21 protein-coding genes are annotated in these 24,320 nt (G+C 36.8%); 8 read left to right on the forward strand and 13 right to left on the reverse strand.

Annotated elements, in window-relative coordinates; all coding sequences use genetic code 11:
- Positions 1 to 16: 16 nt before the first annotated feature.
- The 3 genes from K350_RS0107260 to K350_RS0107270 form a co-directional block, all read right to left on the reverse strand.
- Positions 17 to 316, reverse strand: a complete 300-nt coding sequence (locus K350_RS0107260) for a NifU family protein (RefSeq protein WP_028979335.1) — start codon at positions 314 to 316, stop codon at positions 17 to 19.
- Positions 317 to 349: 33 nt separating this feature from the next.
- Positions 350 to 1,447: an Mrp/NBP35 family ATP-binding protein gene (locus tag K350_RS0107265; RefSeq protein ID WP_028979336.1), complete on the reverse strand. Its 1,098-nt coding sequence runs from the start codon at positions 1,445 to 1,447 to the stop codon at positions 350 to 352.
- Between the two features lie 109 nt (positions 1,448 to 1,556).
- Entirely contained in the window at positions 1,557 to 2,537 is a 981-nt protein-coding gene (locus K350_RS0107270; RefSeq protein ID WP_028979337.1) for a c-type cytochrome, read from the reverse strand.
- A gap of 253 nt (positions 2,538 to 2,790) precedes the next feature.
- Here K350_RS0107270 and dnaG point away from each other — a divergent pair, with 253 nt between their 5' ends.
- The 7 genes from dnaG to K350_RS0107305 all read left to right on the forward strand — a co-directional run bounded on the left by dnaG (position 2,791) and on the right by K350_RS0107305 (position 10,465).
- The gene (gene dnaG / locus K350_RS0107275; protein ID WP_028979338.1) at positions 2,791 to 4,737 is read left to right on the forward strand and encodes a DNA primase; all 1,947 of its coding nucleotides are present in this window, start codon (positions 2,791 to 2,793) and stop codon (positions 4,735 to 4,737) included.
- Between the two features lie 163 nt (positions 4,738 to 4,900).
- On the forward strand, positions 4,901 to 6,106 hold the full coding sequence (locus tag K350_RS0107280) for a glycosyltransferase family 4 protein (RefSeq protein WP_081670926.1): 1,206 nt from the start codon (positions 4,901 to 4,903) through the stop codon (positions 6,104 to 6,106).
- Positions 6,103 to 7,275: a glycosyltransferase gene (locus K350_RS0107285; RefSeq protein ID WP_028979340.1), complete on the forward strand. Its 1,173-nt coding sequence runs from the start codon at positions 6,103 to 6,105 to the stop codon at positions 7,273 to 7,275. The genes K350_RS0107280 and K350_RS0107285 overlap by 4 nt, the downstream gene beginning before the upstream one ends.
- A 31-nt stretch (positions 7,276 to 7,306) precedes the next feature.
- Positions 7,307 to 8,527 (forward strand): bifunctional 3,4-dihydroxy-2-butanone-4-phosphate synthase/GTP cyclohydrolase II, encoded by a 1,221-nt coding sequence (locus K350_RS0107290; protein ID WP_028979341.1) that lies wholly within the window; start codon positions 7,307 to 7,309, stop codon positions 8,525 to 8,527.
- 2 nt (positions 8,528 to 8,529) lie between these two features.
- Entirely contained in the window at positions 8,530 to 9,339 is an 810-nt protein-coding gene (surE, locus tag K350_RS0107295) for a 5'/3'-nucleotidase SurE (RefSeq protein ID WP_028979342.1), read from the forward strand.
- Between the two features lie 197 nt (positions 9,340 to 9,536).
- Complete coding sequence (locus K350_RS0107300; protein WP_028979343.1) at positions 9,537 to 10,001, forward strand: hypothetical protein; 465 nt, start codon at positions 9,537 to 9,539, stop codon at positions 9,999 to 10,001.
- A gap of 11 nt (positions 10,002 to 10,012) precedes the next feature.
- Complete coding sequence (locus K350_RS0107305) at positions 10,013 to 10,465, forward strand: hypothetical protein (protein WP_028979344.1); 453 nt, start codon at positions 10,013 to 10,015, stop codon at positions 10,463 to 10,465.
- Positions 10,466 to 10,608: 143 nt separating this feature from the next.
- Here K350_RS0107305 and K350_RS0107310 read toward each other — a convergent pair whose 3' ends face one another.
- The 5 genes from K350_RS0107310 to K350_RS0107330 all read right to left on the reverse strand — a co-directional run bounded on the left by K350_RS0107310 (position 10,609) and on the right by K350_RS0107330 (position 14,457).
- Positions 10,609 to 10,809 carry a hypothetical protein gene (locus K350_RS0107310; RefSeq protein WP_028979345.1) on the reverse strand — a complete coding sequence of 67 codons (201 nt, stop codon included), beginning with the start codon at positions 10,807 to 10,809 and terminating at the stop codon, positions 10,609 to 10,611.
- Positions 10,810 to 10,857: 48 nt separating this feature from the next.
- On the reverse strand, positions 10,858 to 11,400 hold the full coding sequence (locus K350_RS0107315) for a hypothetical protein (RefSeq protein WP_037574493.1): 543 nt from the start codon (positions 11,398 to 11,400) through the stop codon (positions 10,858 to 10,860).
- Positions 11,401 to 11,439: 39 nt separating this feature from the next.
- Positions 11,440 to 11,760, reverse strand: coding sequence for a hypothetical protein (locus tag K350_RS32710; protein ID WP_211236727.1), 321 nt, complete (start codon positions 11,758 to 11,760; stop codon positions 11,440 to 11,442).
- 270 nt (positions 11,761 to 12,030) lie between these two features.
- The gene (locus tag K350_RS0107325) at positions 12,031 to 12,498 is read right to left on the reverse strand and encodes a hypothetical protein (RefSeq protein ID WP_028979348.1); all 468 of its coding nucleotides are present in this window, start codon (positions 12,496 to 12,498) and stop codon (positions 12,031 to 12,033) included.
- Between the two features lie 102 nt (positions 12,499 to 12,600).
- Positions 12,601 to 14,457 (reverse strand): peptidase U32 family protein, encoded by a 1,857-nt coding sequence (locus K350_RS0107330; protein WP_028979349.1) that lies wholly within the window; start codon positions 14,455 to 14,457, stop codon positions 12,601 to 12,603.
- Positions 14,458 to 15,080: 623 nt separating this feature from the next.
- On the opposite strand from K350_RS0107330, the gene K350_RS0107345 reads away from it, so the two are divergent.
- Positions 15,081 to 17,552 (forward strand): AsmA family protein, encoded by a 2,472-nt coding sequence (locus K350_RS0107345; protein WP_051312952.1) that lies wholly within the window; start codon positions 15,081 to 15,083, stop codon positions 17,550 to 17,552.
- 176 nt (positions 17,553 to 17,728) lie between these two features.
- On the opposite strand, the gene K350_RS0107350 is transcribed toward K350_RS0107345, so the two are convergent.
- The 5 genes from K350_RS0107350 to K350_RS0107370 all read right to left on the reverse strand — a co-directional run bounded on the left by K350_RS0107350 (position 17,729) and on the right by K350_RS0107370 (position 24,304).
- Positions 17,729 to 18,289 carry a histidine phosphatase family protein gene (locus tag K350_RS0107350; protein ID WP_028979352.1) on the reverse strand — a complete coding sequence of 187 codons (561 nt, stop codon included), beginning with the start codon at positions 18,287 to 18,289 and terminating at the stop codon, positions 17,729 to 17,731.
- A gap of 153 nt (positions 18,290 to 18,442) precedes the next feature.
- A complete protein-coding gene (locus K350_RS0107355; RefSeq protein ID WP_156026963.1) occupies positions 18,443 to 18,859 on the reverse strand; it encodes a hypothetical protein in 417 nt (138 codons plus the stop codon).
- Positions 18,860 to 19,043: 184 nt separating this feature from the next.
- Entirely contained in the window at positions 19,044 to 19,688 is a 645-nt protein-coding gene (locus K350_RS0107360) for a hypothetical protein (RefSeq protein ID WP_028979354.1), read from the reverse strand.
- A 40-nt stretch (positions 19,689 to 19,728) separates the two neighbouring features.
- Positions 19,729 to 22,230, reverse strand: coding sequence for a replication restart helicase PriA (priA, locus tag K350_RS0107365; RefSeq protein ID WP_028979355.1), 2,502 nt, complete (start codon positions 22,228 to 22,230; stop codon positions 19,729 to 19,731).
- 7 nt (positions 22,231 to 22,237) lie between these two features.
- On the reverse strand, positions 22,238 to 24,304 hold the full coding sequence (locus K350_RS0107370; protein WP_245598552.1) for a thioredoxin domain-containing protein: 2,067 nt from the start codon (positions 24,302 to 24,304) through the stop codon (positions 22,238 to 22,240).
- Positions 24,305 to 24,320 lie beyond the last annotated feature (16 nt).

Genomic DNA, 24,320 nt, shown 5'->3' on the forward strand with positions numbered 1-24,320 from the left:
ATAAGTTGAATATCTACTAGTATACTGTTGATGGCATTACTGCGTGCGGGTCGTCCGGAGCCGTGATATTTACCGCTACTACACTGGTAATTTCCGGAACAGCTTTTTTGATAGCTTCTTCCACTCCAGCTTTTAATGTCATAGCAGACATCGGGCAAGAACCGCAAGCTCCCAGAAGTTCAAGTTTGGCAACCATATTTTCTGTTACCTCTATTACTCTTACATTACCTCCGTCAGCTTCCAGGTATGGTCTGATGCTGTTCAAAGCAGCTTCTACTTTTTCAATTAATCCGGAATTTGGTGCTGTAGTATTCATTTTATCTTTTATAAGCCTTGTAAACTTAATTTTTTAAACTTTGATTTCCACTCTTTTGGTAGCCTCAGACTCTGCATTTCTGATTGCAACTTGCTGAGCGAGCGCTTCTGCAAGCTCTTTGAATGCTTCTGCAATTACGTCATTTTGCATTGCTGCAGGCTTTCCGTTGTCTCCACACTCTCTGATTCCCTGCACCAATGGTATCTGTCCTAATAAGGGAACGTTATTACTTTCGGCAAATCCTTTACCTCCGTTTTCCCCAAAAATAAAATATTTATTATCAGGTAGTTCAAGTGGGGTAAAATAAGCCATATTTTCAACAACTCCCAAAACGGGTACATTAATTTGTGGTTGTCTGAACATTCCTAATCCTCTCTGTGCATCTGCTAGTGCAACTTTCTGAGGGGTAGTGACAACAATGGCACCTGTTACGGATACCGTCTGAACAAGAGTAAGGTGAATATCGCTGGTTCCCGGAGGCAGGTCTATTAAAAGATAATCAAGCTCTCCCCATTTGCAATCTGAAAAGAACTGCTTCAATGCTGAACTTGCCATTGGTCCTCTCCATACCATTGCATGGTCCGGGGGAGTAAGAAAGCCGATTGACATCAATTCTACACCGTATTGCTTTACCGGAATGATGAAATTTTTTCCATTTTCCTGGATTACGCTTGGACGTACATCTTCAAGATCAAACATGGTAGGCATGGATGGTCCGAATATATCTGCATCGATCAAACCAACTTTAGCGCCTAATTTAGTCAGTGCTATGGCAAGATTGGCGGTAACTGTAGATTTACCTACACCGCCTTTGCCTGAGGAAATGGCTATAATATTTTTTACTCCCGGAAGCATCGGACCGGCACTGGTTCTAGCCGATGTAACATCTGCAGTCATATGAACTTCAACTTTTGCATCAGCGGAAACAAGTTTATGAATTGCATCAACGCATGAAGATTTGATAAGTTCTTTGAGCGGGCAGGCTGGAGTTGTTAAAACTACAGTAAATGAAATTTTATTTCCTTCAGTCTGAACATCCTTAATCATGTTTAAGGTCACAAGATCTTTTTTCAGATCCGGTTCCTGAACTGTTGATAAGGCTTTAAGAATTTGTTCTTTAGTAAAAACCATCAATTAAATAATCCTTCTGTTGTATCTGTGCAATTTACTCAAAAATGCTCAAATGTCTTAACAAAACTATTTCCGAATAAGTTGTCTTTCCCCTTAAATAATTGAGTATTTATTCTTTTGGTGAAAATAATACTACATTATTTTTTATAGGAGGAATGGTTTTGAGGTAGGCATACAATGCCTTGAGGTCTGCTTCTTCCATTCCTGCATACATTGTCCATGGCATATTTGTATTAAAACGACCTTTTTGAACAACCATGTTCCTTGCTGCTGAATCAGTGTAAGCCTTAAATCTTTTTACAAACTGCTCTTCAGTCCAGTTTCCGATCCCTGTTTCTTTGTCAGGAGTAATATTCGCAGATCTGACAATACCTCCATGGGGGAGTGGAAATTCAAATCCTCCTGCATTTTCCATGCCTGCGACTTTGCGTCCTTTATCCTGTTTTGTATGACAGTCCGTACAGGAAGCTGCGATATAAATATATTTTCCGTAAGCCACTAAATCAGTTGAGTCAGGAATTTTATGAAAATCCGGTTTTTGAGGAATGGTATTGATAATGAAATTCATTGGGAAATCTGCTTTAGATTCGGGAGCTTGTTTACCTACAGGTTTTAATGTTCTGAGATAAGCAATAATGCATTTTATGTCATCTTCATCCATTTTGCCATATGCAGGATGGGGCATCACACTGAACAAAGCTTTTCCGTCTTTGGAAACACCACTTGTAATAGCTCTGAAAATTTCCCCGTCTGTCCAGTTGCCAATGCCAACAGGTGAAAGATTCTGAGCATAAAATGTACCCGGAAATCCCATCTTCTGGTTAAATTCTTCCCCTCCGCTGCCCAGGGTGCCTTCCACCATTGGTCCTGCGAATTTATTCCAGTCTCTTTCAGAGTGACAATCCATGCAAACAGATAGATAGTTGGCCAGATATTTACCTCTTGCAACTTTTGCCGGACTCATATCTATTTTCATTTCCGGAGCAGGACCTACATTGGGTAAGGCAAATTTCATATATATAAGTGCACCGATCAGGAGAATAAAAACACCGGCAAAAATGAATAAGAGTACTTTAAAAAGTTTTATCATATAGAATATTCATCTTGGTTAAAACTAATAAAAAGGAGTATTGGATACTTTTCCACATTAAAATAAAGGAAAGTGTGAATAACCTGTTAAAAAGATGTGGAATTTGAGAAAGGATCTTCATCTACAATCAATTTGATCAATTCTGTCTTTTTATTAAAAATGTTAAAATGTTATTAACCGGATAATATAAAGTGTTGTTTTCAATGCCTCATTTAAATTTGTTAAATTTAATACCTCATAATTTAAAGGCAGAATGGCAGTTTCCAAGGAGATCCTCGACAAGATTAATGAAAGCATTGATATAGTAGAAGTTATTGGGGATTTTGTAACTCTCAAAAAGAAAGGCCATTACTATAGCGCCTGTTGCCCCTTTCACAATGAAAAAACTCCCTCTTTTGCTGTAACTCCCGCGAAAGGCATTTATAAATGCTTTGGTTGTGGTAAAGCCGGTGATGCCATCCGCTTTGTGATGGACATTGAAGGCTTGAGCTATATAGAAGCCATGAAATATCTTGGCAAAAAATATGGCATTGATATACCTGAGGGACCAACTAAAGATATTGACTTTCACAAGCAAAATGAAAGAGAAAGCCTTCTCATTATCTTGCAATATGCAAAGAATTATTTCCAGAAGATTTTACAGGAACATGATGAGGGCCAGTCTATTGGTTACAGCTATTTCAAAGAAAGAGGATTTTCTGACTCAACGATTAAGAAATTTGATCTGGGGTATAGCCTGGAAGAATGGGAAGGGCTTTTTAAACAGGCTGTAAAAGAAGGTTTTTCTATTGAAATGCTGGAAAAAGCCGGACTGGTTGTAAGAAAGGAAAATGCTAATGATAAAAATTCTGTAAGGCACTACGATAGGTTCAGGGCCAGGGTAATCTTTCCAATTCATAATGTCACAGGGAAAGTTATTGCTTTCGGGGCCAGGATTCTGAAAACCGATAAAAGTCAGCCCAAGTACCTTAACTCTCCTGAAACTGAAGTTTATCATAAAAGTAAAATTCTCTACGGGATTTACCAGGCAAAGCAGTCTATCCGTCAGGAAGATAATTGCTTTCTTGTAGAAGGTTATACCGACGTAATTAGTCTGCATCAGGCGGGAATTGAAAACGCGGTTGCATCGTCAGGTACTTCACTCACTGAAGATCAGGTAAGGTTGATCAGCCGATATACCATCAACATTACCATTTTATATGACGGAGATATTGCCGGTATAAAAGCATCCATGCGCGGTATCGACATGATCCTGGAGCAGGGGATGAATGTGAATGTGGTGACCTTTCCTGATAGTGAGGATCCGGATAGCTATGTCAGGAAGCTTGGTGGGGAAGAATTTAAGAAATATATAAAGGCTTCCAAAAAAGACTTTATCAGTTTTAAAACGGCTCTTTTCTTAAAGGAAACGGAAGGTGATCCTGTAAAAAAAGCAGGAGTGATCAGGGAAATTGTGGAAAGTATTTCCAAGATTCCCGATGCCATAAAAAGAGCTGTATTTTTTAAGCAATGCAGCGCTCTTATGGAGATAGAGGAACAAACCCTCATTTCCGAATATAATAAAATTGTTCTTAAAAAGAATCAGGAAAAGAAGCATGAAGATGCTCCTCCCCCTGATCTGCCTCCCGATTTTTTTAATCCTGATTATGAACCTGTTCAGGAAGAGAAAAAGCCTGAATTGACTTCCATTGAAGCGCATGAAAGGGAAATTTTAAGGCTTATCATAAACTACGCACCTGTAAAACTTGAAGAATCGAAGAGGTTGTATGAGTATGTGCTGGAACAGGTAGAAGACATTGATTTTCACACTGACATTTACAGGAGAATGCTTGAGATGGTTAAATCTGAGCATGATAACGGCAATTTGCCCGACAAAGGCTTTTTTATTCAGCACAATGATGAAAAAATAAGAAATGAGGCAGTGGACATGTTGGTCTCCAAATACGATTATAGTCCGAACTGGGAAAAGAAATTTAAAATCTTTATAACCAAAGAAGAAGATAACCTTGCAGAAATTATCTATTCCTGTGTTTTGAAGCTTAAAAAGCTTAATGTGATGTTCTTACTGGAGCAAAATAAAGAGCAGTTAAAAAATAATCCTTCGGAAGAAGAGCAGATAAGGCTGATGATGATCTACACAAACCTGAAAAAGGTGGATATGGAATTGGCCAAGATGATTGGAAACGTAATCTCGAAATGACATTTAAAATCATTTTTTGTATTATTGTTACTGTTTAATTCAGTTTTTAACTCTGTCAGGTTTACTTTTGCAGAGTATAGAAGTAGATGGCAGCAAATTGAATTCAAATGAATTCATTTGAAGTTGCCGGAACTGAGGCAGTATATATTTAATTGAGGTTTACTTGAAAATTTTATTCATTAGTCCCCGAGTGCCATATCCTCCAACAGATGGAGGTGCAATAGCGATATACAACACTGTTACCGGAGCAGCAAGGGCGGGGCATGAAGTATATCTACTCTCACTTAACACGCCAAAACATTTGCAGGAAGGGCCTGTGGTTCCTGGTTTAGTATATCAGGAAGCAGTTTTTGTGGATACCAGATTTTCTTTTTTTAAAGCTGTTAAAAATATTATTGGCGGTAAATTGCCCTACATAGCAGAAAGGTTTGTATCTGAAGATTTTTCGCAAGCAATCGAAAGACTTTTGAAAAAAAATACTTTCGATATTATACAGTTTGAAGGGACCTATGTAGCCTGGTATGTAGATGTAGTAAAGAAATTCAGCAATTGCCCCTTAGTTATAAGAGCGCATAATGTAGAGTATGTAATCTGGGAAAGACTTGCAGAAAATAAAACCAATCCCATTAAGAAATATCTCTACAATGATATGGTAAAAAAACTCAAGGTGCTTGAGAAAGATTACTATAATAAATTCGATGGTATTGCCTCCATTACATTTGATGACGGAGAGCGGTTAAGGGCGCTTGGAATTAATAAATCTATAAAAGTTGTCCCCTTTGGAGTGGGAATTGAAAAATTTCTTCACAAAGAGGAAGTTCCTAAGAAGCCTTTCACTATTTTCATGCTTGGTTCACTTGACTGGAGACCCAATCAGGAAGCAGCAATTTGGTTTGTAGAAAATATTTGGCCAGAGTTAAGTAAGGCAATTCCTCAATTGGAATTGCATATTGCAGGGAAAAATACTCCACCAAAAATTTATAAATTAAAGCAGGACAGAGTCTATATTCATGGCTTTATAGAGGACTCGCTTAGATTTATGCAGGAATATGACTTAATGGCTGTTCCTTTACTTTCCGGAGGGGGGATGAGAGTTAAAATTATAGAGGGAATGGCTTTACATAAAGCAATTATCTCCTCTGCGATTGGTGCCGAAGGAATCATGTGCGAAGACGAAAAAAATATTCTTTTGGCGAACACGAAAGAAGAATGGATAGGGAAGATTAAGAATTACTTTAAAGACACTGAGAAATACCGCAATTTGGGGAACAATGCCGGTCGTCTGGTAGAAAATACCTATTCAAATCAAGTAGTGACAAGAACATTTATTGATTTTTATAAACAACTTATTATTAAGAAAAAGGCATGAAAATACTAGTAGCGCTGTCCAGGTTTCCTTACCCGATAGACAAAGGAGATAAACTGAGAGCCTTCTATCAGATTCAGGGACTGAGCAAATATCACGAGGTTCACCTGGTTTGCATTGCCGATAAAACCCCGTCTCCCGCTGAATTCAACGAAGTAAAACAATACTGTAAAAGCATTGAAGTAATTGAGTCACGCAAACTAAAACGCTTGATCAATTTAGGCTTTGGGCTTTTTAATAATCTTCCGTTTCAGGTAAATTATTTTAAGTCTTCAAGGATGAAAAGGGCGATTGAGAAAGTGCTTAAAACGCAATCAATTGACATGTGCTATGTGCAGTTGGTGAGGTTGGTTGTTAATATTCCTTTCAGTCTTAATACAAAATATTATCTTGATTACATGGATGCCTTGTCAGAAGGCATGTACAAGCGGGTAAAGTTTTCCAGATGGTATGAAAAGCCAGTGGTAAAACTAGAAGCGAAAAGATTAAGGGATTTTGAAGCAAAAGCCTTCTTTTACTTCAATGGTTATTCAATCATTACAGAGTCTGATGCTACTGCTTTTCCTTCTGATATTAAAAAAAGGATGGACATTATCCCTAATGGTATTTCCAGCGGATTTTTTAATTTCAGGTCTTTCCCTAAGGATAAGAGCTATGATATCATATTTACTGGAAATATGGGATATCATCCTAATATACAAGCATCAAAGTATCTGGTAAATCAGATAATGCCCTTATTGAACAAACAAGATGTGAAAATTTGTTTATCGGGAACCAGTCCTTCCATTGAAGTTCAAAACCTTGAAAGTGAAAATGTGATTGTTACAGGTTTTGTTCATGATATCAGAGACTATCTGGCTAAAGCGAAAATCTTTGTAGCTCCTTTGTTTTCAGGGTCGGGTTTGCAGAATAAATTGCTTGAAGCTATGGCCATGGGTATTCCGACAATTACTACTTCATTGGCTAATTCTGCCTTAGGAGCAAAGCCTGGACAGGAAATTATGGTTTGCGATGATGAAGAGTCTTTTGTGAAAGCAATTCAACAATTACTTTCAAATCCTGAGTACGCAAGAGAAATTGGCGCAAAGGGAAGACTTTTTATTCAGAAAAACTTTAACTGGGAAGTAAGCAATGATATGCTTGAAAAAGCATTTAGAAAAATATTAAATTAATATTCGCAGAAAATTTAATCTGCAACCTCATATGTCAGAAAAATTAGACACAATAGAAGAAGCAATCGCTGAGATAAAAAAGGGAAATGTAATCATCGTTGTTGACGATGAAGATAGAGAAAACGAAGGAGATTTTATCTGTGCAGCTGAATGTATAACGCCTGAGATTGTCAATTTCATGGCTACTCACGGAAGAGGTTTGATCTGCGCGCCTTTAATAGAAGATCGTTGCGAGGAACTTGGTCTGGAGTTAATGGTAGGCCGAAATACTGCGCAGCATCATACTCCTTTTACTGTATCTGTTGACCTTTTAGGTCACGGTTGTACTACTGGTATATCAGCAAGCGACAGAGCTAAAACTATTAAAGCTCTTACGGATCCTACCATAAAGCCTGAAGAGTTAGGAAGACCAGGTCATATTTTTCCTCTGAAAGCTAAGACCGGTGGTGTTATCAGAAGAGCGGGACACACAGAAGCAGCTATAGATTTTGCAAGACTTGCAGGATTTCAACCTGCAGGTGTGCTTGTGGAGATTATGAATGAAGACGGCACAATGGCAAGGCTTCCTGATCTTAGAAAGGTAGCTGAGAAATTTAAGCTGAAACTTGTTTCCATTAAAGATCTGATTGCTTACAGACTTAAAAATGAATCATTGATAAAAAGTGAGATCGGAGTAAAAATGCCAACTGAGTTTGGTGACTTCGAATTACTCGCTTTCCGTCAGACTAATACAGAAGATCTACATCTTGCTTTGGTAAAAGGAACCTGGAAAGAAGATGAACCGGTACTTGTAAGAGTTCACAGCTCTTGTGTTACAGGTGATATCTTCGGCTCATGCCGTTGTGATTGCGGTCCGCAGTTGCACAAAGCAATGGAACTGGTAGAGAAGGAGGGGAAAGGTTTAGTCCTTTATATGAACCAGGAAGGACGTGGTATTGGGCTTCTTAATAAATTGAAGGCATACAAACTTCAGGAGCAGGGCAGAGATACTGTTGAAGCCAATCTTGAGCTTGGATTCAAGATGGATGAAAGAGATTACGGAGTAGGTGCTCAGATCATAAGAGAACTAGGTATCACTAAGCTTAAGCTTATCACCAATAATCCTGTTAAAAGAGCCGGTTTGATAGGTTATGGTCTGGAAATCGTTGATGTTGTTCCTTTGGAGATCAATCCAAACGCTTATAACGAGCAGTACCTCATGACCAAGAGAGATAAAATGGGACACAATATTCTTAATCCGAAAAAGAAATAAGCATGGCTAAAGCAAAGAAGGCAGCTTCGAAGAAAAAGCCTCTGATACTCGTGTCTAATGATGATGGAATTTCTTTTTATGGAATCAGATTGTTAGTAGACATTATGAAGGAGCTTGGGGAAGTGGTTGTAGTAGCTCCAAGTGGTCCTCAATCAGGAATGGGGCATGCCATTACAATAGGTAATACGCTTCGTCTTGATGAAACGGATATCTTCAAAGGTGTTAAAGCTTACGAATGCTCCGGAACTCCGGCAGATTGTGTAAAGCTGGCCAAAGACTTTGTTCTTAAAGGAAGAAAACCTGATCTGGTTGTCAGTGGAATCAATCATGGAAGCAATTCTTCCATAAGTGTTCTTTACTCCGGAACCATGTCTGCTGCGATGGAAGCCGCTATTGAAGGAATGCCTTCAATAGGTTTTTCTTTATGCGATTATTCTCCGAATGCGGAAATGGAACATGGAAGAAAATTCATTAAGCAAATCGCAAAACAAGTACTGGATCATGGAATGCCGAAAGGTGTTGCGCTTAATGTTAACATACCTGCAAAGTCAAAGGGAAAGATCAAAGGTATAAAAGTCTGCAGACAGGCGAGAGCCAGATGGCAGGAGAAATTCGAAGAGCGCAGAGATCCTAGAGGCAGAAGATATTTCTGGATGGATGGCAACTTTGTAAGCCTTGACAATGGACAAGATACAGATGAATGGGCTTTGAATAATAACTACATATCATTAGTGCCTTGCTCATTTGATATGACTGCCCATGAGACTTTAGCTGAATTGAATGCGAGCTTTAGTAAGATGAAGAAGGCTTAAAGCTGAAAGCGTAAGGCTTAAAGTAAACTAAGCTAGATTACATTTTTGTAAGCATCAAGAGAGGTGTATTGAGTTCTTCTCTTGTTGCTTAAAGCTTATTTTATATGAAATACACTAGAGTTTATTGGGGGAGTTTTTTAGTATATTCAAGTATCGTTTTATTTTTAGTATCCTTCTTTTTACCTGCATTTACTCATATGGATGAAGGAAGGCCAGAAACAATTCCAGGGTTTTTCGCTGCTTTATTAGGTTTTTTCTTTGGGATATTTGCTTTATTCTCAGGAGATAAAAATTTGTTATATGCTATAATTCCGCTGAGTGTGTGGTTTGCAAATCCATTATATGTACTACTAGTAATTATAAAGTTTAACAGACAGAGACTTCGCTGGATAAATTGGGTGCCTAGTTTGCTTTCATTTTCATTTATATTTTGGGGGACCATGAAGGATAAGGCTCACTTGGAAGTTGGGGACATGAAATTGGACGTTGGATATTTTGTTTGGCTTTGTAGTATAGTGTTGATTGGATTTTCATTTCATTTTCCTAATCCTGTAAAAGTCAAAAAGAGGGGCAAAGAAGGTGAAAGAGAAAATAGGAAGATCAAATATAAATCATTGCCATCTGCTGATATTAGGGGAATGCAAAAGGTTAAGAGAAGGTAATTTTTATAAACATGCACTTTAAAATTCAATCTTTCCTAAGACCGGATATTCTGCTATATCTGATTGTTCTGAGTTTGATATTTCTTACAATAAAGGTCAAAGGACTGGTCGCTGATATACAATTGCACGATACTTACTACGTAGTTGAGTATCGTTTTTTCATATATCCGTTTATTATTTTATTTGCAATTGAGGGACTGATATATTCAGCATTTATATTTTTTAAGAAGTATCCGAAATATATACTTAGTCTGATTTATTTTATAGTTTCGATAGTATCGGTAATAAGTCTTATTAAGGCAATGCTCCCTTTGATAGGTTTAAATTCATTTACCCACAGATATTATTCTTTTGCAGAACCTGTATATTCAAGTTCTAAGGAAGTTCTGTTTCTTCTGATAGTATTTTTTCTATCTAAAATAATCTACGTGTTGAGTTTAGTTCTAAGAAGGAGAGTTGTTTAATGCAACCAAATTAAGAGTATGATTATTTTTCAAAGTTCATTGAATAAGTAAGCCGGCATAGCTTGAAATTTCATAGAAGCCACCGGCAGTATCTTCTTTTGGTTTGATGTTTATAGTGGAATTGCCATTAATATTTAGGTTTGTTACCCTTTTTTCATTTTACTAACCCAAATATAAAGCGTCCATATCACCGTAATTACAAAGACTATGATTAGTGGAAGATAATAGTGACTGAAAAACTCATGGAAGTATGATCCGATAATTACATAAAATGAGGCAATACAAAGTTTGAAAGGAGCAAATTCTATATTGGACCAGGTTGTTTTTCTTGTAAAGAAGTTCATATCATTAATTTTTTAAGACCTTTACTAGTTTTAAAGCGAATATTATTATCAGAGATTTTTATCTTCAATCTTGTGTCCGCAATCTATGAAGAACTGTCTTAATTGTTTGTAAGTTTCTTCATCAGCATTGATGTTCCTATGTCTATTAATAGCAATATATTCACAACTCAGACAAACATTAAGAGCAGAGATTATCTTTTTATTTTTATCATAAAATACTATTGCATCTCTATAAATAGGAGCACACATCCAAGCTGGAATTTCTCTGATTTTAGTTTGCAGTATTCTTACTAGGTTTATTACCTCATTGTCAGTTGCGGAAAAAGCTGCAATTTTTTCACTGAATATATGAAAGTTCCCTTTGTCATCAAGAAGATATTGAGTAGTGCCATACAATTCTTCTAAACCTTTGACTTGTTTGAGCTCTTCAAAATTTAATGATTTGTTTCTACGTCTTAGCTTTTGAAGGATTTTTATTTCTTGCTCTCTTTGTTTCTCAAACCTTTCACCTCTTTGTAATGAGTAAGTTTCGATGTATTCAAATGTTAAACTGTTGATATAGTCAATTGATGAAATGTATTCTGGTTTCATTGTTGGATATCTCAATTTGCTTGCAAAGGACTTGTCTGTTTAGTATCTGGTGTTAGAAGCAATACCAATTTGAGGAAAAACAAATTCTTTGACATAATCCCTTATATACCCTTCAGCCTTAATAATTTTATCTTTTCTTTTTATAAGTTCAGGTCTTACTTCTTCAGCTATTCTTTGTCTTTGTTCATTTTCCTCATCGGTATATTCTTCTGATTGAAAAGTGTTATCATAGAGAAGAACACAAATAGATTCAATTAAAATATCAATTTTACGTTTTAAATAAGCTTGTTCATCTATTGCTTTTAATAGCATTGGGAAATAATCTAGTTCGGCGAGGAATAATTCTTCATCTTGATCCATAAATGCCAGGTTCAAATTGTTTCCCCATATATCCAACAACTCCTGATTCAGTTGAGGATCTTGCCGGCTTGTTGATTCACAATTTTTAGATCCGCATTTTGAACAATTCGTATTCCATATTTTCTGGTGATCAAAAAGGTCAAAAGCTGCTTCCAACTTAGTCAGAGGGAATGAATCAATGTTTTTACAGTCTTTACAGGTTCTATCGATTTTATATTCTGTATTGTTGTTTAGATTAAGCATAAGAGTTCTGCGATGGAAAAAATGTGATCATTCAGTTAAAAGTCTTTTCGCCATAATCAAAATATTCCACAAGGAGAATAAGTCAGGGCCTTTGTCTGCATGAAGAATATAACGTCTGTCTTCTTTGTCAACAACTGTGAGCTCATGCCATTCGCTTTTCTTATGATTGCCTTCTCTATAACTTAAAAGTGTTGGATTTGATGAGGTCTCCAAAACGGTGGGGGTAAATGAAGTAATATTTGAAATCTCAATGGCGATTGTGGATTTATTGTCGTTGCAAATAACCTGTCTTGTGCAGATAAGTGTCCACTCATTCGTAGGTTTTGTGAAAAATAATACCGGTGGTCCACTATATTTGGGTTGTATGTAGCTTATTAAATATTGCTGCATGTATGGCGAAAGATCTTTGAATAGAAATGATGATTTTGTCGGCAATTTATACTTGTCTGCTTTCCATAAAAGACGCTTAATTAAAAAATTATCAGTTTTTTCCATACAGTCATTTTTCTTAATGCGGAAGAAAAGGAAAAAATGTATTCAGAGGTAAACAAAGTGAGAACGCATGTTTTAAACGCTCTCACTCTGCTTTATCACAAATTAATACTCTTCTATTTCAAACTCCGCATCTTTTTCCCAGATCTCCATTTCACAAGGCTTGCAGTTGAATTTGAGTTTATATTCGACTTCTCCATGCTTTAATACCAGAGGTTCAGAGAGTTTTTCTCCCATCGTCTCTTTATTGTATTTCCAGCATTTGCCTAGTTCGTATTTTACACAATACTTTGTAACCATCACGCGTGACTTACCAGGATCCCATTGCAGTTCAAATGCTTTTTCAATATCAGTTACTCCATGTCTGTGATAAAAGGCTCTGGCCATTTTATTGGACACATTGTATGTAAAATCAAGTTGAGAAACAGGGTATGGATGATCTGTTTTGGTCATCTGGAATTCTTCGCGATGATATTCTTTTATTCGGACTTCCATCAATTCATCCAGAACGGTTCTTCTGATTTCATTGATTTTAGAGGTAGGTAGAAACCAGTTATCAGATAAATCAATGTTAATTTCATCGACAACGAATGGTGTACTTCCTGCTTTGGAAAGATTTTTCTTAATACCTGATATGGATTCTCCGCTTTTACTGATCTCTTTAGAAGATAGAATGGACGAGCTGCACGTGTGTCCATCTTCGTCTACTGCAGTTAATCTGAATCCATCATTTGTTTCAGTGAATCTTAGCTTTACACTGATTTTTCTTACTGCACTATCTTCTCTTTCGACTATCTTATTAAACTCAGCATCTGAGTTACGGTAAATCATCGTGCCTTCTTTGATAGGCTTGAAGGTATTAGGAATTACTACATTATTCAGGATCACATTTACCTGCGCGCCATCGGCTTCACCGTTTTCATTTACAAAGTAAAGTCCGTCTCCGTTGTTTAATAAGTCTGAATTCTCAATGATGTAGCCTTTACCTCTTACTTCGATCAGTTTACCAATCTCTTGTCCCTGAGATTTGGGTGTTTCCCATGAACCTATTCTTTCTTTTCTGTGATTCAGAAAATAGTCTGTATAGCCTCTGTTGAAGCTTCTGTCCATTTCCGGGACGAAATTATAAAACGTTTTTCCTGAAGAAGCTTTCTTAAACTTGTCATTGTTTTCCAGAAAGGCATCGAGCTTTTGTCTCAAATATGAAACATTGTTTTTAACATAAACAATGTCCTTCAGACGACCTTCGATTTTAAATGAAGTGATACCAGCCTCAACCAGGTTAGGAAGTTGATCACTAAGGTCAAGGTCTTTTATTGATAACAAATGACTGTTCTCTATCAGTGTTTCGCCTTTCCCATCAATAAGTCTATAAGGTAATCTGCAGTTTTGTGCACAAGAGCCCCTGTTGGCGCTACGTTCGCCATTAGCAACGCTCATGTAGCAGTTACCACTGAAAGAAACGCATAGAGCGCCGGATACGAAAAATTCAAGCTCTACATCCGTTGCGTTTCGTATCTCCCTTATCTGGTCCAGGTTTAATTCCCTGGCAAGTACAACCTGCTTGATTCCTGCATCTGCAAGGAACTTGACATGTTTGGGATCTCTGTTATTAGCCTGTGTGCTGGCATGGATGACAATCGGAGGCAGGTCCATTTCCAGGATAGCCATATCCTGAACGATCAATGCATCTACACCAATTTCGTAAAGTTCATAAATAAGCTCCCGGCAGGTTTCTAGTTCGTTATCGTAAAGGATGGTGTTGAGAACGACATACACTTTTGCCTTGAAAAGATGGGCATATTCTACCAATTGCGCTATATCTTCTACCGGATTGGTAGCGTTGCTTCGTGCACCGAATTGTGGTGCGCCGATATATACGGCATCGGCCCCGGCATTAATGGCAGCCATGCCCTGATATAAATTCTTGGCAGGAGCCAGAATTTCAACTTTCTGTTTCATATGAACTATAAATTTCCGCAAATTCCCCCTGCTTTCCAAGAAAATAGGGACTGTACTGGTAATCAGAGGGGTTTGCTTCGGGATAAACAAAGTTTCAGATTGAATCGTGCGTTTGGCAAATTCAATTTGTCTAGCGGAGAATAGAATTTGACGTACCTAAAACTCAGTTTGCGGCTCCCCTAATTGAATTTGCGGAGCCGCAAATTGAATTGTGGGAAGGGTATTTTCAATTTGCGGTGCCTACAACTCAATTTGTCGTTCCCATAATTGAATTTGCGGACCGGAGAATAGAATTTGCGGATACTCAAATCGAATTTGCGGAGCCCCAAATTGAATTGTGGGAAGGGTATTTTCAATTTGCGGTGCCTAAAACTCAATTTGCCGCTCCCATAATTGGATTTGAGGAAGGAGTAATAGAATTTGAGGATACTCTAGACTTTCTTTTGCCAATCTCATATTAAACAAGGGAAAAAGATAAACCATAGCCAAATTGAAATTGAATTTGTAACTGTAGTTGATAAACTTTATAATTTAATAGATTAGATGTTTTGGTTTCAATGAAAAGAATTTATTTCCTTGAAAAACAAGTGAATAAATTTTGCATATGAAACCTTTTAAAACAATTGAAATCCAGACAGGGTTTAACAGGAAGAATTAATATTTTTAATCGATCAGATACTCAGAAGTCTATATGTCTTGTAAGACCGAAGTGTAAACTATCACAACAGGCAGGTATGATTCGGAAATATTTTTTTAAAATCTTTTTAGTTTTAACATCTATCCTTGTATTGTACTTCGGAATCGTATTTGTGCTTTCTTTAAATTACAAACATGAGATTCACGATTTTATTCTCAAAACCATTAATGATAAAATTAAAAAGCCTGTAAAGGTCAAAGATATTGACTTATCGCCCTTTTCAGGTTTCCCATATATTTCATTAACACTTCATGATGTCGTAGTTCCCAAATCAGATTCAAATGAGCGTCCATTATTAAAACTTAAGAAAATAGAGGTGCTACTGGGCCTTCATCGTATCTTATTTAAAGAGTATCACATTTCAGGAGTAACGCTATCGGATGGCATACTCGATGGGCGTGTTGATTCCCTGGGCAATAAGGATTTTGATATTTTTATAAAAAAAGATACCGTATCTGAGAAACCTCATCTTTCTGAAATTAAAATAGATAAAGTAAATCTTAAGAATTTTGAAATCTACTATGAGGATCAATTTAAATCTAAGTGTATACATCTGATATTGAGGAATACAGAAAGTAAGGTAAATCTTGATTCGAACAATGTCCGTGCTGACTTACGCGGCACTATATATTCTGAGGAAGTTACTCTTCGTCCCGGAACGCTCTTTCAAAAGGCTGACTTGCAAGCTGATTTTTTAATCGACTATGATTTCAAATCTGAACTGTTATCATTTGATAAAAGTACTTTAGTGGCCCACAATGATTTATATTCTGTCAATGGTAATATTGATTTTTTAAATAAGTCTTTAATGACCTTAAACATTAAAACCGAGGGTGCCAGTGTTCAGAGTATATTTAGTCTGTTACCTGCAAAATGGACGAAAAGCATTGAGCAATTAAATGTTTCGGGAAAAGTCAATGCTGAGGCTTCCATTGCAATTAATCTGTTGCCAGGATATCAACCTAAATTCAATATAGATTTTTCAGGAAAGGGTTTTTCTATAGCAAATAAATTGCTGAATGCAGATGTTCATGATATTTCCTTTCCGAGAGCCAATCTGACTTCCACAGATAGTCTGGGTGCAGAAAATTATAAAATCACTTTTACCGGTTTGAAAGGAGTGATTAATAAAAGTGATTCGGTCACTGCGTCACAGCTTGCATTTGAAAATTTTATTGATCCTGATTTACATGCCAAAGTGAGCGTTAAACTGAGAAGCAAGACACTGTTTGATCTTGTACACTTTGGTCAATATTCCGAAGCAGGAGGGAGCTTTTTCATAAAAGGAACCTACAATGGTAAAGTGAATTATTTATTGGGGATACCCACTAAAACCCCTGTAATTAAAGGCATAGTAAAGCTTCATAGAGTCAGTGTGAAGCTGAATAAAGTTTATTTTCCTTTTGATAATCTGAATGGAGAAGCTGAGTTTGAGAATGATTTTATTAAGATGAAAAGGCTGGAAGTTCAGTGTGGTAAGACAGATATGAAAGTAAATGGTATTGCCAGAAATTTATTTAAATCTGTTTATAATGATCAACCAGGTCTTGAATTGGATCTTAATTTTGTTTCTGAACAATTCTACTTTAGTGATTTTACACAGTTTCCAAGAGCAAAAGGAAAGAATGAAAAGAGAAACATCCGTTTGGTAGAGGGGAGCAAGTTTATTTGGCCATATAATCTTCGTGCATCATTAACAGGAAAAACATCCAGGTTCCATGCTAATAATTATCAGGCTAATGATATAGATCTGAGCATTCATATGGATAGTAAAAATCTCAGAGTATCGGAGTCCCTGACTTCATTCGGTGGCACAATGCGTTCTGTAACGGATTTTATTCCAAGAAAAAATCATATTCATTGTAACACAGATGTCAGAATCGAAAAGATCAGGATTGATAAAATCTTCAGTGCATTCAATAATTTTGGTCAGAATATAATTTTGGCAGATAATATCAGAGGTATTGTAAATGGGAAGTTTGATACTTATTTCAGAATGAATTCTGCTTTGGAGCTGGATAGCAATTCTGTATATGTAAAAGGAGATTATGAGATTCATAAACTTGAAATGATCAATGTTGAGCCTATTATGAAGCTATCAAAAGTAGGCTTTAAAGAAATGGATCTGGAGCGTGTAACTTTTGATAAGATTAAATCTTCTGTTATTGTTAAAAATAATGTGATTGATATACCACGTACATTATTTGTGACAAACATCTTATATTTTTATCTGAATGCAACTATACAGCCGGATGGAGAAGCTGAGTTTAAAATGCTCGTACCTGTTAAGAATCTTAAAAAGAACCCTGATACCAGTGACCTCACGAATGACTCCAAAGCTGGGTTATCATTGCCTTTGAAGTTGAAAGGAAAATCCGGGAAATTAAAAGTATTGTAACAATCTTATAATAGAAAGACTATTGATTTCTCTTTACAACTATCTACATTATTGTTAAGGTTAAAGGTGCGTGGGCATTATTTTTCAGGCAACATCACATAAGAAGTATCACCTCTCCCCCCAAAAGAAATTCATTATCTGCATCTATATCTATAACCCCCTTTTATATAGATAACCTATAATTTGTCAGAAGCTCGTTGTTTTACTCTTCTTTCATAAACATAAAGTGTTCCGTACTCTTTGGATTTGAAGTTGTCTCCGGACAATCCTCTCTTTATAAGTTCTTTTCGTATAACTCTCATTACAAACCAATGACTGACTATAAGAACATTACTTTCATTATTTGCAATAACGTTATCAAGAAAATCAACTATTCTGCTTTTAAATTCATTAGTATCCTTGTTCGATGAGAATGATTTTATACGAACAATAATTGCCCATATAATAAATGGCAATTTTAATTTGTCTGATAAGAGATGCAAAATATCTAATTCTTTCAGTTCTGTTATTTCTGAAATTGGTCCGTTGTAAATATGATTTGCAGTGCCCACAGCTCTGATCATCGGGCTTGAATAACAATGTTGCCAGTTTATTTGGGAAAGGTCAACGTTTTTATATTCGATATTTTTGGTATTATCATATTCGGCAAACCATTTAATAACTTCTCCTTTTGAAAGTAAGAACTTATTTGGGAATGGTTGATTTACTTTAAAGTGTCTGACTAATCCTATTCTCATTTTGTCTTGAGTGTCGTTTTACAATGACTGTTAGAATTTGGATAGTATAAAAATAAATATTCAGCTGTTAACTTAGTGATTTGGTTTTCTATATTTTTCAATATGAGTAATATATAGAAATGAAATTAAGTGAATTCTACGTAATAGACATACTTAAAACAGGAGAAAATTTATATCCTTCAATTTTTTTGTATGATCTCCGAGAGGCCTTTTATCTATGTATTGTGTAGTGAATTTACGTTTCTGATCATCTTTTTCAGGATAACTTGAATCCGGGTCTTCATATCTATAACCCCAGAGAATAAAAGAAGTCCAGATAAAATTATGTATCAGAAATATGAAGATCATTAATGGGATGATGCAACCCAAGGCTTTATTTTCCTGAAACCTTTTTGGAATCCAATAAGCAATAGAAACTCCTAAAACAAATGGACTTGCTAAAAAAGAAATTAAAATTATTGTCCGCAGCCAATCCCACGCTAACTCTATAGGAATCAAGTTTCTCAGATAGAAATACATTATGCCTATGATAAAATATAAAGCTCCTAGAAGAGATAATTTATTGTTCATTATTAAGTTGAGATCTGCAAATTTTTAGCTGGTCGCAGGTTAATCTCTTTGATTTATTTTGTTATACGAAGGGATAAGAAATTATTTACAAGATATCAGAGATATATAAAAATAAAAATAGTTGTACCGGATTATTAAATCTCCAATACAACCATCAAAAAACTTACTACTTATAACTTACTACTTAAAACTCTACTGGTCTCTGGAATCCCCAACTTACAGTTCCGTTGTTAATATCTTGAGTCATTATAAGGCTGAATTTTCCTGGGTTCCACATGCAAGACTTAGAGTAGTGGTTATATTCTTCAACATTTTCTTCTTTACAAGTCCCGAATTGTTTATTATAAAATTGCTGAATACCAAGATATAAATCTGAAGCCTTTTCATAATCAGCTTCAGAGACAGTATAAAAGTAGCTGTATAGCGTATCGTTTTTCAGGTTGAATTCCAGATCAGTTTTTTTGCCCATCAGGTCAAGCTTTACTGATGCTTCTGAATAACCTTGTTTGGCCAGATCCGCGCTGCCTCCTTCAGGACGAGGATCTTTCAAAGAGGGAAATAACTCTTTAATTTTTTTGAATGGAGTGCCAAGAGGTAACTCATTGATGACCATTAGATTCTTTTTATCATCTTTTGTCAAACCTAGATCAACCACTTTTTCCTGTTCAACTTCTTCATGCTTTGGTTCTTCTTTAACTACCGTATCTTTCGGGGGAACAACAACAGTATCTTTAACAACCTCTTTAGTATCATTTTGAGCCTCCTCATGGCAGGCAATGAGACCTATCATCAGAAGACAACACAGGGAAATATTTAATTTAAGCTTCATTTTAAATACTCTTTCAAAGTTCGAAAATAAGGAATAAATCTTAAACAGGGTCTACGTCACAGACAATAATCGAGTTTTTAAATGCGGTTTCAGCCAGAACTTTTTCTATAGCTTCCTGCATTTTATATTTAATTGCCGGAAGATTTGCCTTATTTCGCTCAAATTTCAGGATTATTTCTTCCAGGTAGTAATTCCTTATTTTGTTAATTATTGGAGGCTCAGGGCCAAGGATTTGTTCTTTTGGGATAAAATACTTCAGTTTTCCGAAAAGCCTGTCAGCGCCCTTGGAAGCGATTCCAGCATCAGGATCTTTGAAGGTAATGCTAATAAGTCGGTAGAAAGGAGGGTAATGGAATTTTTCCCTTTCCGAAATCTCCGTATTAAAGAATCCTGAATAGTCCTGCTGAAGCAATTTGCCTATCACTGGATGATTTATAGATGAAGTTTGAAGGATTACAGTTCCTGCCTTTTCCCTTCTTCCGGCACGGCCGCTTACTTGAGTGAAAGTCTGAAAAGCCTTTTCATGAGCCCTGAAATCAGGGAAGTGGATGAGTGAATCAGCATCGAGTATGCCTACAAGATTTACCCTGTCAAAGTCCAGTCCTTTGGTTACCATTTGGGTTCCTACCAATATGTCAATTTTATTGTTCTGAAAGTCTTCAATGATCTTCTGGTAGCTATTCTTCTTGCGGGTTGTATCCAGGTCCATCCTCTGTGTGATGGCATCGGGAAACAAAAGTTTAATATCATCTTCTATTTTTTCCGTACCCAGTCCTACTGTCTTTATTTTATTGGATCCGCAGGCTTCGCAGCGTGTAGGAATGCTTTCATGGCTTCCGCAATAATGGCATCTCAGCTGTTTATGATAAAGATGATAGGTGAGGCTTACGGCACAATTGTCACATTTGGGAATATGACCGCAGTCTTCACAAGATATATAAGGAGCATAGCCCCTGCGGTTCTGAAACAAGATTACCTGATTTCTTTCGTGAAGACTCTTTTCAATCTGCTGAGTCAATAGACCGGTAAAGTCACCATGAATTTTTCTGTCTCTTTTTTCCTTTCTTACATCCACAGCAATCAATTGAGGAAGCTTGGCATTGCCAAAGCGTTGTTTGATTTCCACCAATCCCCACTTTTTATTCATCGCCTGAAAATATGATTCGACTGAAGGTGTGGCAGAGCCCAATAAAGTTTTGGAATGATGCATCCGGGCCAGCATCAAGGCTGTATCTCTTGCATGATATCTTGGAGCAGGATCATGCTGTTTGTATGATGTTTCATGTTCCTCGTCAATAATGATCAGTCCGAGATTATCAAAAGGAAGGAAGATGCTGCTTCTGACTCCAACTACAAAAGAAAACCTTCCGGAGATAATACCTCTCCATGTTTCCACACGTTCATTATCCGAAAACTTTGAATGATAAATTCCCATCTTGTCTCCGAATATCTTGCGAAGACGTTGTACAATTTGTGTGGTAAGAGCTATTTCAGGTAAAAGATACAGCACCTGACTGCCGCCGCTTAATACATTTTTGATTAACTCAATATAGATCTCTGTTTTTCCGCTGCCTGTAATGCCATGAAGCAATACAGCTTCTTTTTCTCCAAATTGTTCAAGAATGGAATCTTTAGCGCTTTGCTGAGTTTCGGACAAACGTACTTCTGTGAAAGTATTCTCTTCATTGTCTTCTTCAAATCTTGAGACTACCACTTCATACTCTTCAAAGATTCCTGCTTTCAAAAGGGATGTAAAAGGAGAAAGGGAACTTTCTTCAATAAGGAGGTTCTTGTTTGTACCATTTGCATTCTTGGCAGGGTTTTCAAGAAATCCTGTAAGCTTGATATATTTTAAAAGAAGATCCGTTTGCTTGGGCTTTTTCTCCAGCTTCGTAAAGAGCTCCTGCATATTTACCTTTTGGTCATATGGAGGGCATAGTCTTACCTTTTTTAATATTTTCGGAGTGAACTTTTCTTTTACCTCTTCAAAGACAATGATTCGATCTTTCTTAATCAATGATTTGATTAGAGAAGAACCGCTTTTCTTTCCAACGATAAGACTCACTTCATCAAAGGTCAATGCTTCCTTTTTCTCAAGCATTTCAATGATCAGAAGTTCTTTATCTGCAAAAGGCATTTTTTCTTCAAGGTCTTCAAAGTTTGGGTTCAATTGAATTTTTGATTCACTGCTGACTTTAAGTCCTGAAGGTAAAGCTGCATTCAAAACTTCTCCCTGATGACACATATAGTATTCTGCCATCCACTCAAACAGCTTAAGCTGAAAGGCATTTACAGAAGGTGTGTCATCAAGGATTTCTATGATATCTTTAGCCTCATATACATCGGGTTCAATAGAATGCACTTTAACTATTATTCCTGTTAAAATTCTTTTCTTCCCGAACTGGACAATAACTCTTGATCCTATGTTTACTTTTTCCCTTTCCGTATCAGGGATATGATAAGTGAAAGGCCTTGGTAAAGGCAGAGGAAGCAGAATATCCGCAAAGAGCCGGTCTTTTATATTTTCCTTATTAAACTCCACTTATAAATTAACTAGTTTTATTGATCTGTTTCCAGGCATCATCAACGCTGGTGACTGGCCATTGACAGGTATTATTATAGCATACGAAAATCCTTGTCTGATCTCCAGTTGCGGGACGGTCGACCAGTAGAGGAAATTCACTTCTTGATGCTGTACCAGCAAGGATTTTATTAGGATAAAATGTCTTATCGATTTCTTTTCTTAAGTTCAGGTATTCACTTCCGGAAATGGCAATCTCTGCGGTAGGCTCAATCATTGAGGTCACAAGGCTTGCCCAGTTGGAAACCCATGAAGGATCTGTTGTGATCAGTTTTTTCATTTTGGCGGCCATGATTTTTGCAAGGTTGCAAAAATCAGACCTTTCAAGTAAGATACCAAGCTTCTGTAAGTTTTGGGCCATTACAGAGTTAGATGCAGGAATCACGTTGTCGAAAATTTCTTTTTTTCTGGCAATCAATTTCTCCGCATTGTCAGAAGTGAAATAGAAGAGGTTTTCTTCTGCATCATAAAAATGCGTCACAACATGCTCTGTCAGTTCCTTAGATAGTGTGAGCCATTGTTCATCAAATGTCGCCTGGTAAAGAGAAATGTATGCATCAATAACCCAGGCATAGTCTTCCAGAAAGCCTTCCTGACTTGCTTTGCCGTCTTTGTAGTTTCTGAAAAGGACTTTGTTTTTTATGAGTTTGTTTTTTATAAAAGCTGCATTTGCAAGTGCAAGTTGAAGATATTCATCTTCATCAAATGTTCTGTAAGCTTCTGTCAGTCCTTTTAGCATGATGCCATTCCATCCGGAAAGGATCTTGTCATCAAGGCCAGGGGAAGGTCTTTTACTTCTTGCTTGTAGCAAAGTTTTTTTCCAATGTGCAATTTTTGTCTTCAGATCATTAAGGGGAATTTCTGAATATTTGGCAATCATTTCATCAGTCACCGCCTTGAATAGTATATTCTGGCCGTGCTCCCAATTCCCGTTTTCGCTGACGTTATAATAAGCTCTTAATAAAAGGATGTCTTCGGGAATTAACTTCTCAACTTCGTCTAAAGTCCATGTATAAAACTTTCCTTCTACACCTTCACTATCGGCGTCTAATGCTGAATAGAAGCCACCTTCAGAAGATGTCATTTCTCTTTTAAGCCATTCGTATGTCTCTCGGACGACCTCTTTATAGGTTGTATTTTTAGTTAATGTGTATGCTTCGGAGTACAGCGCCATAAGCTGTCCGTTATCACACAACATTTTTTCAAAGTGAGGAGCAAACCACTCCGCATCTGTGGAATACCTTGCAAAGCCACCGCCAATCTGATCATAGATCCCGCCCTTTGCCATTTCGTCTAATGTAAGAACCAATTGTCTCAGAGCAAGATCATCCTTTGTCAGATGATAGTATCTCAGCAGAAAGAAATACAATGTGGGCATAGGAAATTTGGGCTCTTTATCCATACCTCCCAGTGTAGTATCAAACTGAGCTGACATGGCTTTGTAGCCTGCATTCAGGTCCTCTATGCTGAAATCTGTTTGATCTTCTGTCAATCCATACTTTTGCAGTTCTGATGCATTCAAAGAATTGGTAAAAGTATCAGCGGAATCTTCCAGTGCCTTTCTCTGATCTTGAAAAGCTTTTAAAACCTCGTTTAAAACATGCTTCCATTGTTCGCGGGGAAAATAAGTGCCGCCAAAAAAGGGTTTAGCATCAGGTGTAAGAAAAACGTTCAGTGGCCACCCACCTCCAAGATTCATCTGCTGTATGGCCTCCATATAGATATGATCAAGATCAGGTCTTTCTTCACGGTCAACTTTAATATTAATGAATCCAGCATTCATAATCTCTGCTACACCTTCATCTTCAAAAGATTCCCTTTCCATGACGTGGCACCAGTGGCATGATGAATATCCGATACTGACTATTATAGGTTTATCTTCTTTTTTAGCCTGATCCAATGCTTCATTTCCCCAAGATTGCCATTGCACAGGATTATATGCATGCTGCTTCAGGTAAGGACTGGTTTCCTTAAGCAATTTATTGGCTTTTTTAGTTGTTGTATCTCCCTGCATATCCGTATGGCTTTTATCCATTAACAAAAATAAAAAG

The organism is Sporocytophaga myxococcoides DSM 11118 (genome assembly GCF_000426725.1).
Taxonomy (GTDB): domain Bacteria; phylum Bacteroidota; class Bacteroidia; order Cytophagales; family Cytophagaceae; genus Sporocytophaga; species Sporocytophaga myxococcoides.

What these genes read in the sequence shown, in the direction of transcription:
- K350_RS0107260 (WP_028979335.1), bottom strand. Translation starts at nt 316, where the DNA reads ATGAATACTACAGCACCAAATTCCGGATTAATTGAAAAAGTAGAAGCT.
- K350_RS0107265 (WP_028979336.1), bottom strand. Translation starts at nt 1,447, where the DNA reads ATGGTTTTTACTAAAGAACAAATTCTTAAAGCCTTATCAACAGTTCAG.
- K350_RS0107270 (WP_028979337.1), bottom strand. Translation starts at nt 2,537, where the DNA reads ATGATAAAACTTTTTAAAGTACTCTTATTCATTTTTGCCGGTGTTTTT.
- dnaG (WP_028979338.1), top strand. Translation starts at nt 2,791, where the DNA reads ATGGCAGTTTCCAAGGAGATCCTCGACAAGATTAATGAAAGCATTGAT.
- K350_RS0107285 (WP_028979340.1), top strand. Translation starts at nt 6,103, where the DNA reads ATGAAAATACTAGTAGCGCTGTCCAGGTTTCCTTACCCGATAGACAAA.
- K350_RS0107290 (WP_028979341.1), top strand. Translation starts at nt 7,307, where the DNA reads ATGTCAGAAAAATTAGACACAATAGAAGAAGCAATCGCTGAGATAAAA.
- surE (WP_028979342.1), top strand. Translation starts at nt 8,530, where the DNA reads ATGGCTAAAGCAAAGAAGGCAGCTTCGAAGAAAAAGCCTCTGATACTC.
- K350_RS0107300 (WP_028979343.1), top strand. Translation starts at nt 9,537, where the DNA reads ATGGATGAAGGAAGGCCAGAAACAATTCCAGGGTTTTTCGCTGCTTTA.
- K350_RS0107305 (WP_028979344.1), top strand. Translation starts at nt 10,013, where the DNA reads ATGCACTTTAAAATTCAATCTTTCCTAAGACCGGATATTCTGCTATAT.
- K350_RS0107310 (WP_028979345.1), bottom strand. Translation starts at nt 10,809, where the DNA reads ATGAACTTCTTTACAAGAAAAACAACCTGGTCCAATATAGAATTTGCT.
- K350_RS0107315 (WP_037574493.1), bottom strand. Translation starts at nt 11,400, where the DNA reads ATGAAACCAGAATACATTTCATCAATTGACTATATCAACAGTTTAACA.
- K350_RS32710 (WP_211236727.1), bottom strand. Translation starts at nt 11,760, where the DNA reads ATGGATCAAGATGAAGAATTATTCCTCGCCGAACTAGATTATTTCCCA.
- K350_RS0107325 (WP_028979348.1), bottom strand. Translation starts at nt 12,498, where the DNA reads ATGGAAAAAACTGATAATTTTTTAATTAAGCGTCTTTTATGGAAAGCA.
- K350_RS0107330 (WP_028979349.1), bottom strand. Translation starts at nt 14,457, where the DNA reads ATGAAACAGAAAGTTGAAATTCTGGCTCCTGCCAAGAATTTATATCAG.
- K350_RS0107350 (WP_028979352.1), bottom strand. Translation starts at nt 18,289, where the DNA reads ATGAGAATAGGATTAGTCAGACACTTTAAAGTAAATCAACCATTCCCA.
- K350_RS0107355 (WP_156026963.1), bottom strand. Translation starts at nt 18,859, where the DNA reads ATGAACAATAAATTATCTCTTCTAGGAGCTTTATATTTTATCATAGGC.
- K350_RS0107360 (WP_028979354.1), bottom strand. Translation starts at nt 19,688, where the DNA reads ATGAAGCTTAAATTAAATATTTCCCTGTGTTGTCTTCTGATGATAGGT.
- K350_RS0107370 (WP_245598552.1), bottom strand. Translation starts at nt 24,304, where the DNA reads ATGGATAAAAGCCATACGGATATGCAGGGAGATACAACAACTAAAAAA.